The organism is Mycolicibacterium aromaticivorans JS19b1 = JCM 16368 (assembly GCF_000559085.1).
GTDB classification, from domain to species: Bacteria; Actinomycetota; Actinomycetes; order Mycobacteriales; family Mycobacteriaceae; genus Mycobacterium; species Mycobacterium aromaticivorans.
The window spans coordinates 4,069,348-4,090,328 of sequence record NZ_JALN02000001.1; the positions used below are offsets into that span (position 1 = coordinate 4,069,348).

Annotated in this window: 10 protein-coding genes, 1 tRNA gene and 1 pseudogene; 6 read left to right on the forward strand and 6 right to left on the reverse strand. The window is 67.1% G+C overall.

From position 1 onward, the window contains the following. Positions 1-38 precede the first annotated feature (38 nt). Positions 39-713: a methyltransferase family protein gene (locus Y900_RS19485; RefSeq protein WP_036343957.1), complete on the reverse strand. Its 675-nt coding sequence runs from the start codon at positions 711-713 to the stop codon at positions 39-41. A 35-nt stretch (positions 714-748) separates the two neighbouring features. Beyond that, a complete protein-coding gene (pks2, locus tag Y900_RS19490; protein WP_036343959.1) occupies positions 749-7,099 on the reverse strand; it encodes a sulfolipid-1 biosynthesis phthioceranic/hydroxyphthioceranic acid synthase in 6,351 nt (2,116 codons plus the stop codon). A gap of 275 nt (positions 7,100-7,374) precedes the next feature. Between pks2 and Y900_RS19495 the strand changes: the two genes are divergently transcribed. Further along, on the forward strand, positions 7,375-9,138 hold the full coding sequence (locus tag Y900_RS19495) for an AMP-binding protein (protein WP_081845170.1): 1,764 nt from the start codon (positions 7,375-7,377) through the stop codon (positions 9,136-9,138). Positions 9,139-9,491: 353 nt separating this feature from the next. On the opposite strand, the pseudogene Y900_RS33905 reads toward Y900_RS19495, so the two are convergent. From Y900_RS33905 to Y900_RS19520, 4 genes and pseudogenes are all read right to left on the reverse strand, one after another. Continuing rightward, a pseudogene (locus tag Y900_RS33905) lies at positions 9,492-9,977 on the reverse strand (PGRS repeat-containing protein); the annotation flags it as partial. Positions 9,978-10,834: 857 nt separating this feature from the next. Continuing rightward, positions 10,835-11,953, reverse strand: a complete 1,119-nt coding sequence (locus Y900_RS19505) for a hypothetical protein (protein ID WP_131536227.1) — start codon at positions 11,951-11,953, stop codon at positions 10,835-10,837. Positions 11,954-12,417: 464 nt separating this feature from the next. Then, the gene (locus Y900_RS19510; RefSeq protein WP_036343963.1) at positions 12,418-13,902 is read right to left on the reverse strand and encodes a hypothetical protein; all 1,485 of its coding nucleotides are present in this window, start codon (positions 13,900-13,902) and stop codon (positions 12,418-12,420) included. A gap of 402 nt (positions 13,903-14,304) precedes the next feature. Then, a tRNA-Arg gene (locus Y900_RS19520) sits at positions 14,305-14,377 on the reverse strand. 133 nt (positions 14,378-14,510) lie between these two features. Here Y900_RS19520 and argS point away from each other — a divergent pair. The 5 genes from argS to thrB are packed head-to-tail and all read left to right on the forward strand — an operon-like array spanning position 14,511 to position 20,929. Next, positions 14,511-16,163 (forward strand): arginine--tRNA ligase, encoded by a 1,653-nt coding sequence (gene argS, locus Y900_RS19525; protein ID WP_036343965.1) that lies wholly within the window; start codon positions 14,511-14,513, stop codon positions 16,161-16,163. Continuing rightward, on the forward strand, positions 16,160-17,578 hold the full coding sequence (gene lysA, locus Y900_RS19530; RefSeq protein ID WP_036343966.1) for a diaminopimelate decarboxylase: 1,419 nt from the start codon (positions 16,160-16,162) through the stop codon (positions 17,576-17,578). Before argS ends, lysA begins: the two co-directional genes overlap by 4 nt. A gap of 6 nt (positions 17,579-17,584) precedes the next feature. After that, positions 17,585-18,889: a homoserine dehydrogenase gene (locus tag Y900_RS19535; RefSeq protein ID WP_036343967.1), complete on the forward strand. Its 1,305-nt coding sequence runs from the start codon at positions 17,585-17,587 to the stop codon at positions 18,887-18,889. A 5-nt stretch (positions 18,890-18,894) separates the two neighbouring features. Then, a complete protein-coding gene (gene thrC / locus Y900_RS19540; RefSeq protein ID WP_192827600.1) occupies positions 18,895-19,971 on the forward strand; it encodes a threonine synthase in 1,077 nt (358 codons plus the stop codon). Between the two features lie 13 nt (positions 19,972-19,984). After that, positions 19,985-20,929, forward strand: coding sequence for a homoserine kinase (thrB, locus tag Y900_RS19545; protein WP_036343969.1), 945 nt, complete (start codon positions 19,985-19,987; stop codon positions 20,927-20,929). The last annotated feature ends 52 nt before the right edge of the window (positions 20,930-20,981 follow it).

Here is a 20,981-nt window from a genome sequence, read left to right on the forward strand (position 1 = left end):
TCGGGTATTCCGAAGCCAATGCCGAATCACCTCAGTTGTCACCACATGTACGGGATCAGTCGGGATCGGACTTTCTGGGTGTACTCGCGATACCCGTCAAGCTCGTCGCCGAGCAGCTTCTCCTCGTCATGGATGCGGGTGGCGAGTACGGCAATGCCGGGCATGACGAACCCGAGCGCCCAGAATGAGCCGACAGCGAACGGCAGGCCGACGAGGATCAGGACGTTTCCCGTGTACATCGGGTGACGCACCAGCCCGTATAGGCCGGTGCTGACGACCTTTTGGCCGCTCTCCACCTGGACAGTCGTGGACGCGTAGGTGTTCTGAACGGCGACCAACACCGTCACGATCAAGCCTGCGCCGGCCAGCGCGCTACCGATCACGCTCAGCGCGGACGGCACTGCAGACCATCCGAAGCGATGGTCCAGGCCGCCGACGACACAGATCGCCACCAGTGAGCCGTAGAGGCCGAGCATCACGATCTTCTGCACGGTCCTGCCCTCAGCGATCGGACCGCTCCGCATTCGTCGTTGCAGTACAACAGGATTCATGACCTGCAGATAGATGCTGGGCAGCCAGGCGGTCACGGCGAAAACTGCCAGGAACACCCACGCCTGCCAGTAGTCGAACGTGCCTGCCGACGCGAACAGCAACAGTCCGATCGCGACGAGTTGGCCGAGGCCGAGTGCGGCCACTCTGAGAACGGCGTTCACTATCCTCCCAAGATCCTGTCCTGTACCGCGTGCGGCTACGCCGATGCGTCACTGCTCGACGGAGCCAGCCTTTCGCACAACAGCTCCGCGAGACCACGAATGGTGCCGACGGCAAGATCGCTCGGCGTCAAGCGCACCCCGGTCTCGGTTTCGATCCGCGTGCGCAATTCGAGAGCGCCCAGCGAATCCACGCCGTACTCGGACAGCGGCCGGTCCGGATCGATGCTGCGGCGCAGGATCAGGCTCACCTGCTCGGAAATCAGATGCCGTAGCCGGGTCGGCCATTGCTCGCGCGGCAACTCGTTGAGCTCTGCGCGCAATCTGCCTGTGCCGGTGGGGCCGTGGCCGGTGATCCTGAAAGCCTCCGCGAACGGAGTGCGCTGGGCGAAGGCGGTCAACCAGGTGTTGTCCACCGTTGGCGCGTACCCGGTGTAAGGGCGGTTGTGGCGCAACAGCACGTCGAGTGCGTGCGCCCCTTCGTCGGGAGCGATGGCACCGGCGGTGTCGGCGAGCTTGGTGGCACGGCCGATCTGACCCCAGGCGCCCCAGGCGATGGCGATACCGGGTAACCCCTGGGACCGCCGCCACCGAGTGAATGCGTCGAGCCAGCTGTTGGCCGCGGCATAGGCCCCTTGCCCGGGCGAGCCGACCAGCGCGGCGGCCGAGGAGAACGAGCAGAACCAGTCCAGCGGCTGGTCGGCGGTCGCGGCGTGCAGATTCCATGCACCGTAAGCCTTTGGCGCCCAGTCCCGCTCGACGAGCTCGTCAGTGATATTGGCCAGGGTGGCGTCGTCGATCACCGCGGCCGCGTGCAGCACACCGCGCACCGGCAGGCCGGTCGCGGTGGCGGCCTCCACCATCCGCTGCGCGGTGACGGGGTCGGCGATGTCGCCGCAGTGGACCACCACGTCGGCGCCCATCGCCCGGATCAACTCGATCGTCTCGAGAGACTTCAGCGTCGGCTGCGAGCGGGAGGTCAGCACGATGCGTCCACAGCCGGCGATGGCCATCTTCTCCGCGAGGAACAGGCCCAGCCCGCCAAGGCCGCCGGTGACCAGGTAGGCGCCGTCGTTGCGGAACGGCGTCGCCTGCTCTGGCGGCACGACGGCTCGGCTGGTTCCCGTCTGGGGGATGTCGAGCAGCAGCTTGCCGGTGTGCTGCGCCGCGGCCATCACCCGGATCGCGGTGGCGGCGTCGGCCAGCGGGTACTCGGAGTACTGCGCGGGCGGCAGATCGCCATCTGCGACAAGCTGATTCACCGTGTGCAGCAACTCGCCCACCCGTTGGGGGTGGCTGAGTGACATCAGCGCGAGGTCGACATAGTAGAACGTGAGATTCCGCCGGAACGGGAACAGCCCCAGCCGGGTGTTGCCGTAGACGTCGCGTTTCCCGATCTCGACGAAACGTCCGCCTACCGCCAGCAGTTCCAATCCGGCCCGCTGCGCGGCGCCGGTCAGGGAGTTGAGCACGATGTCGACACCGTAACCGCCGGTGTCGCGGCGGATCTCCTCGGCGAACTCGGTGCTGCGGGAATCGTAGACATGCTCGATCCCCATGTCGCGCAGCATCTGTCGCCTTTCTTCACTGCCTGCGGTGGCGAAGATCTCGGCGCCCACGGCCCGCGCGACGCCGATGGCGGCCTGGCCGACGCCACCGGTTGCGGAGTGGATCAGCACCCGGTCAGCGGCGGTGATGCGGGCCTGGTCGTGCAGTCCATACCAGGCGGTGGCCGTCGCGGTGGCCAGCGCGACCGCCTGGTGATCGGTCAGCCCCTGCGGCAGAGTCGCCGCCAGCCGGGCATCGCAGGTGACGAACGTCCCCCAACAGCCGTTCGCGGAGAACCCGCTGACCCGGTCGCCGACACGATGGTCGGCGACGTCGGGGCCCACCGCGGTGACCACGCCGGCGAAATCCATGCCCAGTTCCGGCAACGCGCCCTCGATCGCGGGGAACAACCCCATCGCGACCAGGACGTCGGCGAAATTGATGCTCGAGACCCCGACCGCGACCTCGATCTGCCCCGGTCCGGGCGCGACCCGATCACAGGCGACCAGTTCCAGGGTCCCCAGATCCCCGGGCGTGCGGATCTGCAGGCGAACGCCGTCGAACTCGTTGTCCGCCAACGTGACTTGCCGGTCGTCGGGGGCCAGCGGGCTGGGCAGCATCCGCGCCGTGTACCACTGGCCGCCTCGCCAGGCGGTTTCGTCCTCGTCGGACCCACTGAACAGGTGCCGGACGAGCTGTTCAGCGTCGGCGACGTCGTCGACATCGATGTGGGTGGTGCGCAGATGCGGATGTTCGGCACCGATCACCCGCACCAAGCCCCGCAGGCCGCCCTGCTCCAGATTTGGTGTGTCGTCAGCCAGCACGGTCTGCGCGGCCTGGGTAACCACGAACAGGTGCGGCAACTGCGTCGGGGTCTGCAGCAGTTCGCGGGTGATACGAACCAAATGCTCGACGTATTCGCCACCCAGTGACGCGAATTCGGCCTCAGTGGGCCCTGTTTCACTGGGTCCGTTGAGGATCACCATTCCGGTGATCTGGCCGGAGCGCAGATTGTCGGCCAGCTGCCCGGCGTGGACGGGGTGATCGGCGGATCTCGGCCAGCACATGGTGGTGCACTGTGCGCCGTCGCGCTTCAGGGCGTCGGCCAATGATGCCGTGAGCACAGTCGGCGTCGCGGTGGTGCTCACCAGCAGCCAGGTTCCCGCGTCGACGTGAGGTGGCTCGGGCAGCGCTCGCGGCTGCCAGTCAATGGTCAGCAACCGCTCATTGAGCAACCGATCCTGTTGAGCTTCCTCAGATTCGCCTGTGCCACAACGTAGCCCGTGCACACGTAGCAGTACTGCGCCGTCCTCGTCGAGCACGTCGAGGTCGGCCTCGATCTCGGACGGATCTACGCGAGTGATGCGGGCATGGCAGTAGCGGGCGTTGCGGGTCGATGAGTACAGCCGCAGCCGCCGCACTCCGAGGGCCAGTCCGAGCACACCGTCGCCGGCGGCATGGATCTGTGGGCTGGCCGCGATCGCCTGGAAGCAGGCATCCAGAAGGGCCGGGTGCACGCCGTAGGCGCTCTGTTGTGAGCGGATCTTGCTGGGCAGAGCGACCTCGGCCACGACGGAGTCTGTTGCCTCCACGCCGGTGTGAACCGCACTGAGACCGCTGAAGGCCGGGCCGTATTGAACCCCGCGCTGGTCCATGCTCGCGCGCACTTCGGACCCGTCGGTGCGATGCGGATGAAGGGCGAGAAGTGCGCCGATGTCGTAGGCGGCGGGCAGCTCATCTCCGGCCGCCTTCAGAGTCGCGCTGGCCCGACTTACCTGCGTGCCGGCATCGTCGGACTCGACGATGAACTCGACGACGCCGGGGGAGGACACCGTCGCCGAGGCGCCGATCGTGGTCTGCTGATCGAGCAAAAGCGCCTGCTCGAAGCGGATGTCATGAACCTCGGCGGCGTCGCCCAGCACGGTATGCGCGGCGCTCAACGCCATTTCGCAGTACGCCGCTCCCGGCAGCAGGGGCACGTCGCGGATCGAGTGCTCGGCGAGCCAGGGCTGGGCCTCGGTGCCGACCTCGGCCTGCCACACGTGGCGCTCGGGTTCCTCCTGCAGCCTCACGTGCGGGCCGAGCAGCGGGTGTACCGCCACCGAGTAACCGCCGTGCGCGGAGGTATCTTGATCGTTGCGCTCGAGCCAGAGGCGGCGGTGCGTCCAGGTCGGCAATGGCGCGTCCACCAGTTGCCCCACCGGATATGGCACCGCGAAGTCGATTGCCGCACCGGCACTGTGGAGGCCTTCCAGCACATCGCGTAGGCCGTTCGGCTGGGCCTGCTCACGGCGCATGGCCGCGAAGGTGGCAACCGGAGTATCCAACGTGGCGGCAGCGCGTTCGATCGCGTGGGTGAGCATCGGATGCGGCGCCATCTCGGCGAAGACCCGGTACCCGTCTTCCAAGGCGGCCCGAACAGCGGCGGCGAACCGGACCGTATTGCGGAGGTTCTTCACCCAGTATTTGTTGTTGCACACCGGTTCCTCGCGCGGGTCGAAGCCCGTCGCCGAGTAGAACGGAACCTCCGGCGTCCGCGGCGTGATCTCGGCGAGTGCCTGCGTGAGGTCGTCGAGGATCGGATCGACGAGGGGAGAATGCGCTGCCACGTCGATCAGCGATTGGCGGACCATCACGTCGCGTTCTTCCCAGGCCGCCATCAACTCGCGCACCGTCGCTGTCGCACCGCTGACCACCGTGGACTCGGGCGCGGCAACGACGCCCACGACGACATCCTTGATGCCGCCGAGCGTCAGTTCCGAAAGTACTTGCTTGGCAGGCAGTTCCACCGATGCCATGATCCCGGCCCCGGCGATGCCGGCCATCAGCTGCGCGCGACGGCACACCACCCGCACGCCGTCCTCGAGGGACAGCGCCCCGCAGACCACCGCCGCGGCGACCTCACCCATCGAATAGCCGATGACCGCGCCGGGCCGCGCACCGTATGCAGCCATGGTCGCCGCCAGCGCGACTTGCACGGTGAACACGGTCGGCTGGAGTTGGGCGTCGCCGCTCACCACTTCCGGTGCGGTCATCGCGGCGGTGACCGAGAACCCGGACTCCGCGGCTACCAGTGGTTCGATCTGCGCGACCGTCGCGGCGTAAACCGGTTCGGTGATCAGTAATTCAGCGCCCATCCGAGCCCACTGAGATCCCTGCCCGGAGAACACCCACACCGGTCCGCGCTCACCGTGTCCCAACTCGGCAGGATACGGAGCATCGCCGTCGGCCACCCCACGCAACGCCCTGGTCAACTCCGGGCGGGTACGGGCCGTCACCGCGGTGCGCACCGGTCGGTGCGCGCGACGGCGGGCCAGGGTGTACGCCAGGTCGGGCAAGGCGACTTCATCGTGGGTTTGCACCCAGCGGCCCAGGCGGCCTGCGGTTCGACGGAGCTGCTCTGCCGAGGTCGACGACACCGGGAAGAGGAGCGCGGCGGGTGCGTCGCTGGTGTCTTGGCCCGCGTTCGGCTGTGCCTGGAGGACAGGGGCTTGTTCGACGATGGCATGCACATTGGTTCCGGACACCCCGTACGACGACACCGCCGCGCGGCGGGGATGCAGGCCGCTCATCGGCCACTCCGTTGTCTCCTGCGGCACGAAGAGTTTCGTCGGGATCCGGGCCAGATCGTCGGGCAGGCGGGTGAAATGCAGGTTGCGCGGAACCACACCGTGCTGCACCGCCAGGATCGCTTTGATCAGGCCGACGGCGCCGGACGCTGATTGCGAATGGCCGGTGTTGGTTTTCACCGAGCCCAACGCACACGGCTCGGTGATGCCGTACACCTCGCTCAAACTGCTGAACTCGATCGGATCACCGACCGGTGTGCCGGGTCCATGCGCCTCGATCATGCCGATGCTGCCGGCGTCGACGTCGGCAGCAGCCAATGCTGCCCGGTATACCGCGGCCTGCGCAGCGGCCGACGGGGTGGAGATGTTGACGGTGTGGCCGTCGTGGTTGGCGGCCGTACCGCGGATGACGGCGAGAATCCGATCGCCGTCGCGCTGCGCATCCGGCAAGCGCTTGAGCAACACCATCGCGGCCGCCTCGCCGGCGACATAGCCGTCGGCCGCGGCGTCGAAGGCACGACAGCGACCGGTCGGGGACAGGTGACCTGCCGCCGTTCCGGCGATGTATTTGCGCGGATCCAGCATCACGTAGGCGCCGCCGGCCAGCGCGAGGTCGCTTTCACCCTCGTTGAGGCTGCGGCAGCCCATGTGCACTGCCAGGAGCCCGGACGAACATGCGGTGTCGACCGCCAGCGCGGGCCCGCGGAGCCCGAGCGTGTAGGCGATGCGCCCGGCGGCCATGCTGAAGGTGTTGCCGGAGAAGCCGTACGGCCCCTCCATGGCGTCGGAGTCCGCCGACACCGTTTGGTAGTCGGCGTGCGTCAGCCCGGTGAACACGCCGGTGAGCGAATTTTTGAGCCCCTCCGGGGGGAGCCCGGCATGCTCCGTCGCCTCCCATGCAGTTTCGAGCAGCAACCGATGCTGCGGATCGATCGCGGCGGCTTCGTCGTCGGTGATGCCGAAGAACTTGGAATCGAAGCCGGCGACGTCGTCGAGGAAGGCGCCCCACTTCGACGCGGTGCGTCCCGGTACACCCGATTCGGGGTCGTAGTACTCGTCGTTGTCCCAGCGATCCCGCGGGACCTCGGTGACCAGGTCGTCGCCCCGCAGCAACGCGTCCCACAGCTGCTCAGGGGACTCGATACCGCCGGGAAGTCGGCAGGCCATGCCGATGACGGCAATCGGTGTGGGCCATGTGCGATTCATAGCGGCCGGGGGATCCGCCGGGTCGGAGCAACCTGCCCGATCATCGATCGCACCGAATGAAACCATCCCGTCTCTCCACAGCAACAAAACTGCGAACCTGTCCGTTGCCGACTCACCACCGGTTCCCCCGAACCCGGGCAAGGCAATTATTGACGCAGACGCAGCGTTGCGGGTCAAGTTTGCTTGATTCGCAACTATCCGCATCGGCAGACCGGGTGGCCGAGCCGTTGCGCAGGCGCGCTCGGCACCCGCTTCGCCACGGTACGGGGTAGTTGACGGCAGCGTCACACAAATCCCGGTTCAAAGGAATCGGGGCAACGGCCTTTGATAGCTTGCTTCGCGTGACACAGGCGATCGAGGCTTCTCTTCCGGCACTGCTGCGCGAGCGGGCCAGTATGCAGCCGGACGACACGGCGTACACCTTTATCGACTATGACCAGGACTGGGCCGGCGTCCCGATCAGCCTGACGTGGCCGCAGTTGTACCGGCGGGTCACCAACATGGCCCGTGAGCTCCGGCTGACCGCCTCGGCCGGTGACCGCGCGATGATCATCGCGCCGCAAGGGCTGGACTACATCGTCGCTTTCCTCGGTGCGCTGCATGCCGGAGTGATCCCCGTTCCGCTGTCGGTCCCGATGGGTGGTGTCACCGACGAGCGGGTCGAATCGGTGCTGCGCGACGCCTCGCCCGTTGCTGTTCTCACTACCTCCGCGGTGGTAACCGAGGTCGTCCGCAGTGTGACCCCCGATTCGGGTCGGCCGGCGCCGGCAATCATCGAGGTCGATCGGCTCGACCTGGACGCCCCGCCGCAGCCCGGTGGTGGCATGTATGAGGACGGCAGCCCACACGACACCGCCTATTTGCAGTACACGTCGGGCTCGACCCGTTCGCCGGCCGGCGTGATGATCTCGTACACCAATCTTCTGACGAACCTGCAGCAGATCACCACCGACTATTCGCGGCACGCGGGCATCACTCCACCGGACTTGACGTTCGTGTCGTGGCTACCGTTCTTCCACGACCTGGGCTTGATCCTGGGGGTGTGCTCACCGATCGTGCTGGGGACCAGCGCGGTGCTGACCAGCCCGGCGTCGTTCCTGGTGCGGCCCGCGCGCTGGATGCAGTTGCTGGCCACCAACCCCTGCCCGTTCACAGCGGCGCCGAACTTCGCGTTCGATCTGGCGACGCGCAAGACGTCCGACGACGACATGGCCGGACTCGACCTCGGCGGTGTGCACACCATCCAGAGCGGTGCCGAACGCGTTCAACCGGCGACGATCAAGCGGTTCACCGACCGGTTCGCTCGGTTCAACCTGAACGAGAACGTGATCCAGCCGTCGTACGGCATGGCCGAGGCGACGCTCTACATGTCGACGCCCAAGCCGGAAGACCCGATCAAAGTCGTCCACTTCGACTCCGACGCGCTGACCGGCGGTGAGGCCAAACGGGTCAGCGACGCCGAGGGGACGCCGCTGATCAGCTACGACGGCCCCATCAGCTCGCGCTCACCGGTCCTGCGGATCGTCGATCCGGAGACCCACGCGGAGGTTCCCGAAGGGAAGACCGGCGAGATCTGGTGTCACGGTGACAATGTCAGCGCCGGCTACTGGGAGAAGCCCGAGGAGACCGCGCGCACGTTCGGCGCGACGATCGCCTCGCCGTCGGAGGGCACGCCCGCCGGGCCGTGGCTGCGGACGGGTGACGTGGGCTTCATCTCCGAGGGCGAGCTGTTCGTGGTCGGCCGGATCAAGGACATCCTGATCATCTACGGCCGCAATCACGCCCCCGACGACATCGAGGCCACGGTCACCGACGTCACCGGCGGCCGCTGTGTCGCGGTCGCTGTTCCCGACGACGCCGTCGAAAAGCTGGTCGTGGTGATGGAAGTCAGGAAGCGTGGCGACTCCGAGGCAGAGGTCACGGAGAAGCTCGACGCCATCAAACGCGATGTGACGGTGGCTATTTCCAATACGCACGGCATCGCCGTCGCGGATCTCGTTCTGGTGGGCCCCGGCTCGATCCCGGTCACCACCAGCGGCAAGGTCCGGCGACAGCTGTCGAAGGACCTCTACCAGCGCAACCAGTTCACCCGGGTGGACGCGTAACGGCGCTACGGCGTTCCGTTGGTGCCATCGATTCCGTTGGTGGCTGTCCCGTTGGCCGCCGTGGCGGTGCCGCCGGTCCCGGCCGTACCGCCGGCCGAGGTCCCGTTCCCGCCATTGCCGCCGTTGCCGCCGGTGGCGTTTCCGAGGCTGTAGTTGTAGGCGATTCCACCGAGGCCGCCGGTGCCGCCGGTGGTGGTGCCGTTCCCGCCATTGCCGCCGTTGCCGCCGACGGCATTGCCCGGAGAAACCACTCCGGGAAGCAGGGTCACCACCGACAGCAGGTAGTCCCACAGCGGGTCGCTGGCGAGCCCGGCGCTACCGCCCGCACCGCCATTGCCGCCGGCTCCGCTGGTACCGGTGCCGCCCGCACCGCCGTTTCCGCCGTAGACGCTTCCGGGGTGGTAGACGCCGGTGAAGTAACCGAAGCCGAAGCTGCTGAGCGAGCCACCCGCGCCACCGTCGCCACCCGTCTGGCCGTCGCCGCCATTACCGCCGTTTCCGCCGGAACCGCCGATCAGACCGCCGGTACCGCCCGCGCCACCGGTACCGCCGACGCCGCCGGTATTGGCTCCGCCTGCGCCGCCGTTGCCGCCGACGCCGAATAGCAAGGCGGACCCGCCTGCGCCGCCGGTTCCGCCGTTCGCGCCGTCCCCGCCGTTGCCGCCGTTACCGATCAGGCCGCCGGCTCCGCCGTTGCCGCCCGTGCAGCCGGCATTGTTGGTGCAGGTCGCGCTCGTCCAGGTGTAACCCTTGCCGCCACTGCCCAGCAGCCAGCCGCCACTCTGCCCGTTCGGATTCGCTGCGGTGCCGTCTGCGCCGTTGCCGAGGATCGGACGGCCCTGCCATTCGTTGGTGACGAGCGCGGTGATGATCTCGGGGAAGCTGATCGAGACTCTCGGACCGCCGCCTCCCGTCTGGGCGTACGTGACGATCGCGCCGATGATGTCGGTGAGGGTGAGGTTCGGCGGGGCGGTCGGTGAGCCCGACGCGGACGCGGTCAGGGCTGCCGCGGCTCGTGCCGAATTCGCGGTGCCGGGCTGCACGACGGCCGCGGCCGGTTGGATTGCGGTGGCCTCCGCGCTGGGGGTCGAGGCGGCGGCCGCCAAGGGCGTCGTCGTCGAACGTGTGCTGCGGGCAGCGGATGGCGACTTTGCCGGGCTGGTTCCGGTGCTCGTTCCCGACTTGGCGGCGCCGGCGCGTTTGGGTGACGTCGCACGACCCGTGCTACCAACCTTGGCGCCGGTGCTGCCGTGTGCTGACGACGAAGTTCCGCCGCTGGTGGAGTCGGCGTGGGCAACGGCCGTTGCGCCGTTCAATGCAGCGCAAACGCCGATCGTAAGGGTACCTGCGCCCAGCCAGATTGACAGTTTGCTGTGGGGCGGCTGGAAGCCTCGCCGGCTGACGGTGCGCTGACGGCGAGATCTCACCGGGTTTGTCGCACGGTGTCGTGCAGCCATGGTTTGCTCCCATGCTCGCTGATGCGGTAGCGGTCACACGGTAACACCGGGCGGCGTTCGCGATGGCAAACTTTCGACCGTCCGGTTTATCGGGTGCGTCGCGTGGCTCCGCGGGCTGCCGAACCCACCAGTCCCGGCGGTGCCACCCGTCCCACCGGCCCCGCCGTTGACGGCGGCGGGACCGCTGCCCGGGTTGCCGATCTTCGGGCTGTCGATGTGCCGGACCCCGCATCGACTACTCAGTTAGCCGATTTCTTGCCGGAACTGCCGGCGCGGGCTGATTTTGCAACCCCCTTGCTGCTGTTGCCGCTGGACGGCGATGGGCTGGTCGCGCGCTTCTGGCCGTTGCCGCGAGAGCTGGTGGCCTTCTTGGTCCCGGCAGCGGATGCCGTCGTAGTCGCGGCCGAGGCGCTGCCGTCCGATGCAGCAGCTGGGGTGGCGACCTGCTTGCTGCTTCCGACAGCCGCGGCGCCTCCTGCGATGACCCCGTTGATATCGATGCCCGGAAGCGACCTCGTGATCGTCTTCAGGCTCTGGCTGATCGCACCGGCGATCGCGAATGGGCCCCAGCCGGCGGTGACGGTGTTGTTGTCGCCGAAGAAGTTGAAGGCCAGGCTCAAGGTGGTGTTGGGGAACGGGCCCCATGAGGAGACGGTGTTCCCATTGCCGAGGATGTTTCCGGCTGCGGTCAGGATGCCCTGGGCCCGGACGATGCTGTCGCCCAGGAAGTTCGTGGCTGAGCTGAAAAACCCTTGCGTCCATGCGGTGCCGGCGTCGCCGACGTTGAGGGCGAGATTGCCGAAGCCGCCGGCATTGGTGGCCTTGGAGCCGTCTCCAGCGAGTGCACTGGCGAGGGTGAGGTTGAGGCTGCCGATGTTGGTCATGGTGCCCGGCCCGATTTGCAGAGCGATGTTGCCGAGGCCGGCTACGCCGGTTGATTGCGGCCCGGCGCCGTTCATCATCATCCCGATGGCGAAGTTGAGAGCGCCAAGGGCTGCGGAGCTTCCGGGCCCCTGCTGCCACGCGAAGTTCAGGAGTCCGGGAAGGGTGGACGCCCTGGCTTGCTCGCCGTTGGCCACCGCGAAGCTGAGGAAGCTGAAGGTCGTCGCTGTTGCTGCGCTGGCGCCTAACGAAATCGCGCCGCTGAAGAAGCCGTTGCCGGCATTCGCGGTTGCGTTGGTGCCGATAGCGATCGCGAAACTGGTCAGGTTGCTTGTACAACCTCCGCCGTTGCCGATACCGAACGCGGATATGCAGCTCGCGTTCGCTGCGGGGGCTTCTCCGAGAGTTCCGAGTGTGAGCGCGCTGGATACCAGGGCTCCAAGCAGCATGCCGCCGCTGGCACGAACTCGATTCATCGATTGGCCCTATAGGTTGTTAAATCTTTGCTGGCTCAGACCGTACGTGACGCGGTTGGAGCTTACAGCTTTTCCGGCGGATATTCACCCAAGCTTTCCAGGGAGTGGGCTCGGTGGTGCGGCGAACCAGTGATACGAATGGTGGGCAATTGAATTAAAGTGGCGTTTGCGCCTATCCGGTCGGACGCGCATATGACCAGTTCACAGTGATTTTTGACGAATACTCGCGGTGGCACCCTCAACGAATCGGCTCACCGGAATGCGCCCGACGACGACCCGAGTGTCGATGTCTCACTGAACGAGTCGCCACACCTGAAACAGCCGTTTCGGCAACATCACGGGCGCCAACACCGGTATTTGCCATTCTTAACTATGTCTTGCGAGACGGTGCTGGTTACAGCCGGAATAGCCATAAGCGGGGCGGGACCCGCGTTCGAATAGGGAACCGCCTCGACCGCGAACGGTTACTGCTTCCGGTGCTTTCCGCCGCCGCTTCCTGCGGAGCCGGTTCCGTGCGAGCCGGCCTTCGCGCTATCGCTGCAGTCGCTGGCCGAGTCGGGCTTCCGATGGCGGCCGCCGGACGAGGTGATCGGCGTCCTGTTGTCATTGGATGCGGTCGTCGTCTCGCTGGCGCGGTGACGTCCGCCACCGGACGTGACCGTGTTGCCGGCTGCCGCGTCACGGGAGACGGTCGTGGTGGTCGTCTCGCTTGCGGCGGTCGGTGTGGCGGCCGCGCTGGTAGTTGTCGTGGTTCGCAGCGATTTGGACTGCCGCCCGCTGCCGCCGACCCCCTCTTCGGCCTCGCCGGATCCGCCGTTCGATCCGCCAGACCCGCCAGACCCGCCATCGGCACTGCCCGCTGCCGGCAGGTGAACCGTCGGCAGATGCAGTGAGGGCAGCTGGATCGACAACGGTGTGAACGAAGGAACACGGAACGACGGCGCATGGAACGCGGGTGTCGAGAACGCCGGCAGGGACGTCGGTAGGTGGAAGTTGTTGAAGTTGATGCCCGGCCCTTTGAGGAAGAGCGAGGCGGCTTCCTGATTGAACGACAACATGAACGACAGCGGCCCGTTGATGGCGTTCAGCACATTGCCGATACCCCATGAGTTCACCACCGAGCTGAACAGCACGGGAAAGCCGGTCTGCGACATGAGCTGAACGACGTTGCCCGTTCCGATGAGGTTTGCGGCCAGGCTGAACAACCCCTGTATCGCGACAGTATTCGTGCCCAGAAGATTCGCTGCTGCGGTGAAGATGCCCTGCGCGAAAACGCTGCCCGCGTCGCCGAGCAGGTTGAGAGCCAATACGCCGATACCGCCCGCTGCAGTCGACTGCAGGCCACCGCCGTTGCGCAGAATGCTCAAGGCGAGGTTGAGGAGGCCGACAGTCGTCACCGTCCCCGCTCCCAAGTTCAGCGAAAGGTTGCCAACGCCGGCGGCGCCGGTCGTTTGGCCCCCAGAACCGCCGTTCGGCAGGCCGAGCGCGATATTGAAGCCGCCGACGGTCGACGCCGTGCCCGGCCCGAGCTGGATCGTGATGTTGCCAAGGCCGACGGCGCCGGAGGAACTTGGCGCACTGCCCGGCGCCGTGGCGCCGAGGACGAAATTCAGCATGCCGCCAAGCGTCGATGCCGTGCCCTGGCCGAACTGGAGATTGATTCCGAGGAGCGACCCCAGCGTGGCCGCGGACGAACCGTCACCGAAAGCTCCCGCAAACGTGAACGCGGCGATATTGGTGAGGGCGCTGGCGCCGTTGCCAATAGCGATGGCGCCGCCGAACAGGGCATTACCGGCGTTTGCGGTGGCGCCGGGACCGATTGCGATCGCCAGCGTGGTCAGGTTGCTCGTGCAGCCGTTGCCGTTGTTCAGACCGAAGGCCGAGAAGCAGTTGGCGTTGGCGGTTGGCGTTGCGGTGAACGCCCCGGCCGCAAGCGCGCTGGAGACCAACGCGCTGAGCGCAGCGTTACGACTCCGCCGGACCCGCCCCACCGACCATCCCGTCCCTCGAACCTGTCTTTGCTGGTTTGGACCGTACCGGACAACTACGCGCAACTGACAGTCTTCTCATGGATCTTCGCCGGTGATTCATGGCTGTCCGGTCGACGGCAGCTGAGCAGTGTCCCGATCGCGCGGCGCGCGCCGTGGGTAGCAGTGTTCGTGAAGTCGCACCGAAATTCGCTGAATTTCGCCGGCGGTTGGTGGGGGTGACTGCCGGCCGCCGGGTTTTCGGTGTCCGCCGCCGGAGCGCCTCGGTCGTCATTGAAAACCAAAGGGCGGCAGCACGACTGCATCATCCGGCGTGACGATTCTGCCGATGCCGCCTCACAGGGATTTCGCGTCGGACCTGAGTGCCCCCGGCAGGATTCGAACCTGCGGCCTTCTGCTCCGGAGGCAGACGCTCTATCCCCTGAGCTACGGGGGCGCACGCACAGCTGCGCCAATGGGCTCCGACAGCCTAACTCATCTTAGTGACTGCTCCCGCCCGCCGGATTCATCCCCGGACGCCGAGATATGGATTCGGGCGCTGACCACGTCAGACCATAGGATGGACCCTCGTGACACCCGCCGACCTCGCCGAGCTGCTCAAGCACACCGCCGCCGCGGTGCTCACCGAGCATGACCTGGATATCGCCGCCCTGCCAGCGACAGTGACCGTCGAGCGTCCGCGCAACCCTGAGCACGGCGATTACGCCACCAACGTGGCGCTACAACTGGCCAAGAAGGTCGGCGCCAACCCGCGTGAGCTGGCCGGCTGGCTGGCCGCCGCCCTGGCCGAAGCCGACGGCATCTCTGCCGCCGAGGTCGCCGGCCCCGGCTTTGTCAATCTGCGTATCGAGGCCTCGGCGCAGGGTGTCATCGTGAGCAGCGTGCTTGCCGCGGGCGAAAGCTACGGCAATTCGACCGCGCTCGACGGCACCAACATCAACCTTGAGTTCGTCTCGGCCAACCCGACCGGGCCGATCCATATCGGCGGCACCCGCTGGGCCGCGGTCGGTGACGCCCTGGGCCGGCTGTTGAGCACCCAGGGTGCCGCGGTCACCCGGGAGTACTACTTCAACGACCACGGCGCCCAGATCGACCGTTTCACCAACTCTCTGATCGCCGCGGCGAACGGCGAGCCCGCGCCCGAAGACGGTTACGCCGGCGACTACATCAAGGACATCGCCGACCAGGTGCTGGCCAAGGCCCCCGACGCACTGAGCCAGACCGGTGACGAGCAGAAGGAGACCTTCCGCTCCATCGGCGTGGACCTGATGTTCACCCACATCAAGGAATCGCTGCACGAGTTCGGCACCGACTTCGACGTCTACACCCACGAAGACTCGATGCACACCAGCGGGCGAGTCGATCAGGCGATCGCCAAGTTGCGCGAGACCGGCAACATCTACGAGAAGGACGGCGCAACGTGGTTGCGCACAACGGAATTCGGCGACGACAAAGACCGGGTCGTCATCAAGAGTGACGGTCAGCCCGCGTACATCGCCGGCGACCTGGCCTACTACCTGGACAAGCGGCAGCGCGGATTCGATCTGTGCATCTACATGCTGGGCGCCGACCACCACGGGTACATCGCCCGGCTCAAGGCTGCCGCGGCCGCTCTCGGCGACGACCCCGACACCGTCGAGGTCCTGATCGGGCAGATGGTCAACCTGGTTCGCGACGGTCAGCCGGTCCGGATGAGCAAGCGCGCCGGAACCGTCATCACTCTCGACGATCTGGTCGAGTCCATCGGCGTGGACGCCGCCCGCTACTCACTCACCCGGTCCTCGGTGGATACCCCGATCGACATCGACTTGCAGCTGTGGTCGTCGGCGTCCAGTGAAAACCCGGTCTACTACGTGCAATACGCGCATGCCCGGCTGTCCGCACTGGCCCGCAACGCCGCCGACCTCGGGTTGACGCCCGACACCGCACACCTCGAGCTGCTCACCCACGACAAAGAGGGCGCGCTGATCCGCAACCTCGGCGAGTTCAGCCGAGTGCTCAAGGCCGGTGCGTCGCTGCGCGAGCCGCACCGGGTGTGCCGCTACCTCGAAGATCTGGCCGGCGACTATCACCGGTTCTACGACTCGTGCCGGGTGCTGCCCATGGGCGACGAAGAGCCGGGCGACCTGCATCGTGCGCGGCTGGCCTTGTGTGCGGCCACCCGTCAGGTGATCGCCAACGGTCTGAACATTCTCGGCGTGTCGGCACCGGAGCGGATGTGAACGCTCACCCCGCTGGCCCGCGTCACGCCGACGAGATTCATCACGGCGGTGCGCCGCAGCAACCGCAGACCGCCGCTGACGCAGTATCGCTCGCGCCGAATGTGTGGCCGCGCAACCTTGTTCGTGCTGACGACGGCGAGGTCTCGATCGCGGGCGTGGCGGTGACCGAGCTGGCCGCAGAGTACGGCACGCCGCTCTTCGTCATCGACGAGGACGACTTCCGTAGTCGGTGCCGCGAGATCGCTGCGGCATTCGGCGGCGGCCACAACGTGCACTATGCGGGTAAAGCGTTCCTCTGCAGCGAGATCGCCCGCTGGGTGGACCAGGAAGGCCTCTCGCTGGACGTCGCCAGCGGCGGGGAACTTGCCGTCGCACTGCATGCCGGGTTCCCGGCTGAGCGAATTGCCTTCCACGGCAACAACAAATCCGTCGACGAGCTCACGACAGCGGTCAAGGTGGGTGTCGGACACATCGTGCTGGACTCAATCACCGAGATCGAACGCCTCGAGGTGATCGCCGGCGAGGCCGGTGTGGTCCAGGACGTGTTGCTACGGGTCACCGTCGGGGTCGAGGCGCACACCCACGAGTTCATCGCGACCGCCCACGAGGACCAGAAGTTCGGCCTGTCGCTGGCCAGTGGCGCGGCCATGGATGCGGTGCGTCGGGTGTTCGCTGCCGATCATCTGCGCCTGGTCGGCCTGCATAGTCACATCGGTTCGCAGATCTTCGACGTGGCGGGTTTCGAGCTCGCCGCTCACCGGGTCATCGGGCTGCTGCGCGACGTGGTCGCAGAGTTCGGGGTCGACAAGACCGCGCAGATGGCGGTGGTCGACCTCGGTGGGGGATTGGGCATTTCCTATCTGCCCCAGGATGATCCGCCGCCGATCGAGGAGCTCGCCGGCAAGCTCGACGAGATCGTGCGCAGTGAGTCGGCAGCTGTTGGGCTGCCCGCTCCCCGCCTGGTCGTCGAGCCCGGACGGGCGATCGCCGGGCCGGGCACGGTCACGCTGTACGAGGTCGGCACCGTCAAGGACGTCGCGATCGGCTCGGGCGCCTCGCGCTGCTACGTCAGCGTCGACGGCGGGATGAGCGACAACATCCGCCCGGCGCTCTACGGTGCCGAGTACGACGTGCGGCTGGTGTCCCGGGCTTCCGACTCCGCGCCGACGCTGGCCCGGATCGTCGGAAAGCATTGCGAGAGTGGCGACATCGTGGTCCGAGATACCTGGGTGCCCGAGGATGTCACGCCCGGTGACCTGCTGGCGGTGGCCGCCACCGGCGCCTACTGCTATTCGATGTCCAGTCGATACAACCTGATCGGCCGCCCCGCAGTAGTGGCCGTGCGCGACGGGCGGGCTCGCCTGATCCTGCGCCGGGAGACCGTCGACGATCTGCTGAGTTTGGAAGTGAGGTAAGAACCGATGACGGAAAAAGCAATAGGCGTAGCGGTATTGGGCCTGGGTAACGTCGGCAGTGAGGTCGCCCGGATCATCGAGGAGAGCGCGCCGGACCTGGCGGCTCGCATCGGTGCCCCGCTGGAACTGCGTGGCGTGGCGGTGCGCCGGGTTTCCGATGATCGCGGCCTGCCGGTGGAGTTGCTCACCGACAACGTCGAGGAACTGGTCTCCCGCGAGGACGTGGACCTCGTTGTCGAGGTGATGGGACCCGTCGAGCCCGCCCGCAAGGCCATCCTGACCGCGCTCGAGGGCGGCAAGTCGGTGGTGACAGCCAATAAGGCGCTACTGGCCCAATCCACTGGTGAGCTGGCCCAGGCCGCCGAACGAGCCCATGTCGACCTGTATTTCGAGGCCGCCGTCGCCGGTGCCATCCCGGTTATCCGGCCGCTGACGCAGTCGCTGGCCGGCGACACCGTGCTGCGGGTGGCGGGCATCGTCAACGGCACCACCAACTACATCTTGTCCGAAATGTCCTCCACCGGAGCGGATTACAGTTCAGCTCTCGCCGATGCGAGCGCTCTGGGATACGCCGAGGCCGACCCGACCGCCGACGTCGAGGGTTACGATGCCGCGGCCAAGGCTGCGATCCTGGCGTCGATCGCGTTCCATACCCGGGTCACCGCCGACGACGTCTACCGCGAGGGCATCACCAAGATCACCCCGGAAGACTTCGATTCGGCCAAAGCCCTGGGGTGCACCATCAAACTGCTGTCGATCTGCGAGCGGGTCACCGGAAGCGATGGGCAGCAACGGGTTTCCGCGCGTGTCTACCCGGCCCTGGTGCCGCTGAGTCACCCGCTGGCCAACGTCAACGGGGCGTTCAACGCCGTCGTCGTGGAGGCCGAGGCCGCGGGCCGGTTGATGTTCTACGGCCAGGGCGCCGGCGGCGCGCCGACGGCCTCGGCGGTGATGGGCGATCTGGTGATGGCCGCGCGCAACCGGGTCCAGGGTGGCCGCGGTCCGCGCGAATCCAAGTACGCACAGCTGCCGATCGCGCCGATGGGCATCATCCAGACCCGGTACTACGTCAGCATGACCGTCACCGATCGTCCCGGCGTTTTGTCTTCGGTGGCAGCGGAATTCGCCAAGCGCGGGGTCAGCATCGCCGAGGTGCGTCAGGAGAGCATGGCTGACGAGGGTGCGCGCATCGTGGTGGTCACGCACCGGGCCACTGACGCTGCGTTGTCCGAAACCGTTGCCGCACTGGCCGATCACGACGCTGTCCAGGAAGTCAACAGCGTGCTGCGTCTGGAGGGAACCAGCGAATGAGCTCAATCAAGGCATCTCCCGTCCACACCCCGTGGCGCGGACTGATCGAGGCCTACCGGGACCGACTGCCGGTCGGGGCGGACTGGACCCCCGTGACCCTTCTCGAGGGTGGCACGCCTCTCATCAGCGCCCCGCGGCTCTCTGAAAGAACTCGCTGCACAGTTCATTTGAAGGTCGAGGGCCTCAACCCGACCGGCTCCTTCAAGGACCGCGGCATGACGATGGCGGTCACCGACGCCGTCGCCCGCGGCCAGCAGGCCGTACTGTGCGCCTCCACCGGCAACACGTCGGCATCGGCGGCGGCCTACGCCGCCCGCGCGGGCATCACCTGCGCTGTGCTGATCCCGCAGGGCAAGATCGCCATGGGCAAGCTGGCGCAGGCGGTCATGCACGGCGCCAAGATCATTCAGATCGACGGCAACTTCGACGACTGCCTGGAACTGGCCCGCAAGCTGACCAACGATTACCCGACCATCGCGCTGGTCAACAGCGTGAACCCGGTGCGCATCGAGGGCCAGAAGACCGCGGCGTTCGAGATCGTCGATGCGTTGGGCATTGCGCCGGACGTGCACTCGCTGCCGGTCGGCAACGCCGGAAACATCACTGCGTACTGGCGGGGCTACCGCGAATACCACCGCGACGGTCTGACCGACCGGCTGCCGCGCATGCTCGGCACGCAGGCCGCCGGTGCGGCGCCACTGGTGTCCGGCGAGCCGGTCACCAACCCCGAGACCATCGCTACCGCGATCCGCATCGGCTCGCCGGCGTCCTGGGATGGTGCCGTCACGGCTCAGCAGGAATCCGACGGCCGGTTCCTGGCCGCCACCGATGAGGAGATCCTGGCCGCGTACCACCTGGTCGCGGAGCTGGAAGGCGTGTTCGTGGAGCCAGCATCGGCCGCCAGCATCGCCGGACTGCTCAAATCGGTCGAGGACGGCTGGGTCAAGCCCGGCTCCTCGGTGGTGTGCACCGTGACCGGCAACGGTCTGAAGGACCCCGACACCGCATTGCGCGACATGCCGGTGGTGAAACCGTTGCCGGTGGACCCGAGCGCCGTCGTCGCCGAGCTGGGCCTGGCCTGAGGGACGCACCCCGGTGACCGTGAAACTGCCTGCCGGCCTGACCTCCCACGCCACCGTGGCGGCGTCCAGCGCCAACCTCGGCCCGGGCTTCGACAGCCTTGGCCTGGCACTGGGGCTTTACGACGAGATCGTGGTGGAGACCACTGACGCCGGGCTGATCATCGAGGTGGACGGTGAAGGGGCCGGCCAGGTGCCGCAGACCGCCGAGCACCTGGTGGTCCGGGCTCTGCACCGGGGCCTGACGGCCGGTGGTGCGGGAGTTCCGGGGCTGCTTGTGCGATGCCGCAACGCGATTCCGCACTCGCGAGGTCTCGGCTCGTCCGCCGCAGCCGTTGTCGGGGGGCTTGCGGCCGCGAATGGCCTTCTGGCACAAGCGGATTTGCAGCCGTTGACCGACGCGCACCTGATTCAGCTGTCGTCGGAGTTCGAAGGCCATCCCGACAACGCGTCAGCAGCAGTCCTCGGTGGGGCGGTGGTGTCGTGGACCGACACCCGCACGACACCCGCGACGTATTCGGCGGCTCCACTGCGTCTGCACCCGGACATCCGGCTGTTTCCGGGAATCCCGCAGGTACGGTCGTCGACGGCGGAGACACGGGTGCTGCTGCCTGACCACGTCAGCCACGTGGATGCCCGCTTCAACCTGAGCCGGGCCGCGTTGCTGGTGGTCGCGCTCACGGAGCGGCCGGACTTGCTGATGGCGGCCACCGACGATGTGTTGCATCAGCCGCAGCGCGGCCCGGCCATGCCGGCCTCGGCGGAATACCTGCAGGTGTTGCGGCGTTGTGGAGTTCCAGCGGTGCTCTCCGGTGCTGGTCCGTCGGTCTTGGCCCTCACGACCAGTGCGGAACTCCCGGCCGAGGCCGTCGAGTTCGGCATCGCGACGGGATTTACCGTCAGTGAGATGACTGTCGGCGAAGCAGTTCGCTGGAGCTCAGGCGTCGCAGTCCGAGGTTGAGTTGCGCACACGCCGGTGGCGAATTCTTGCTTTCCGGCGGTAAAGGGGGATA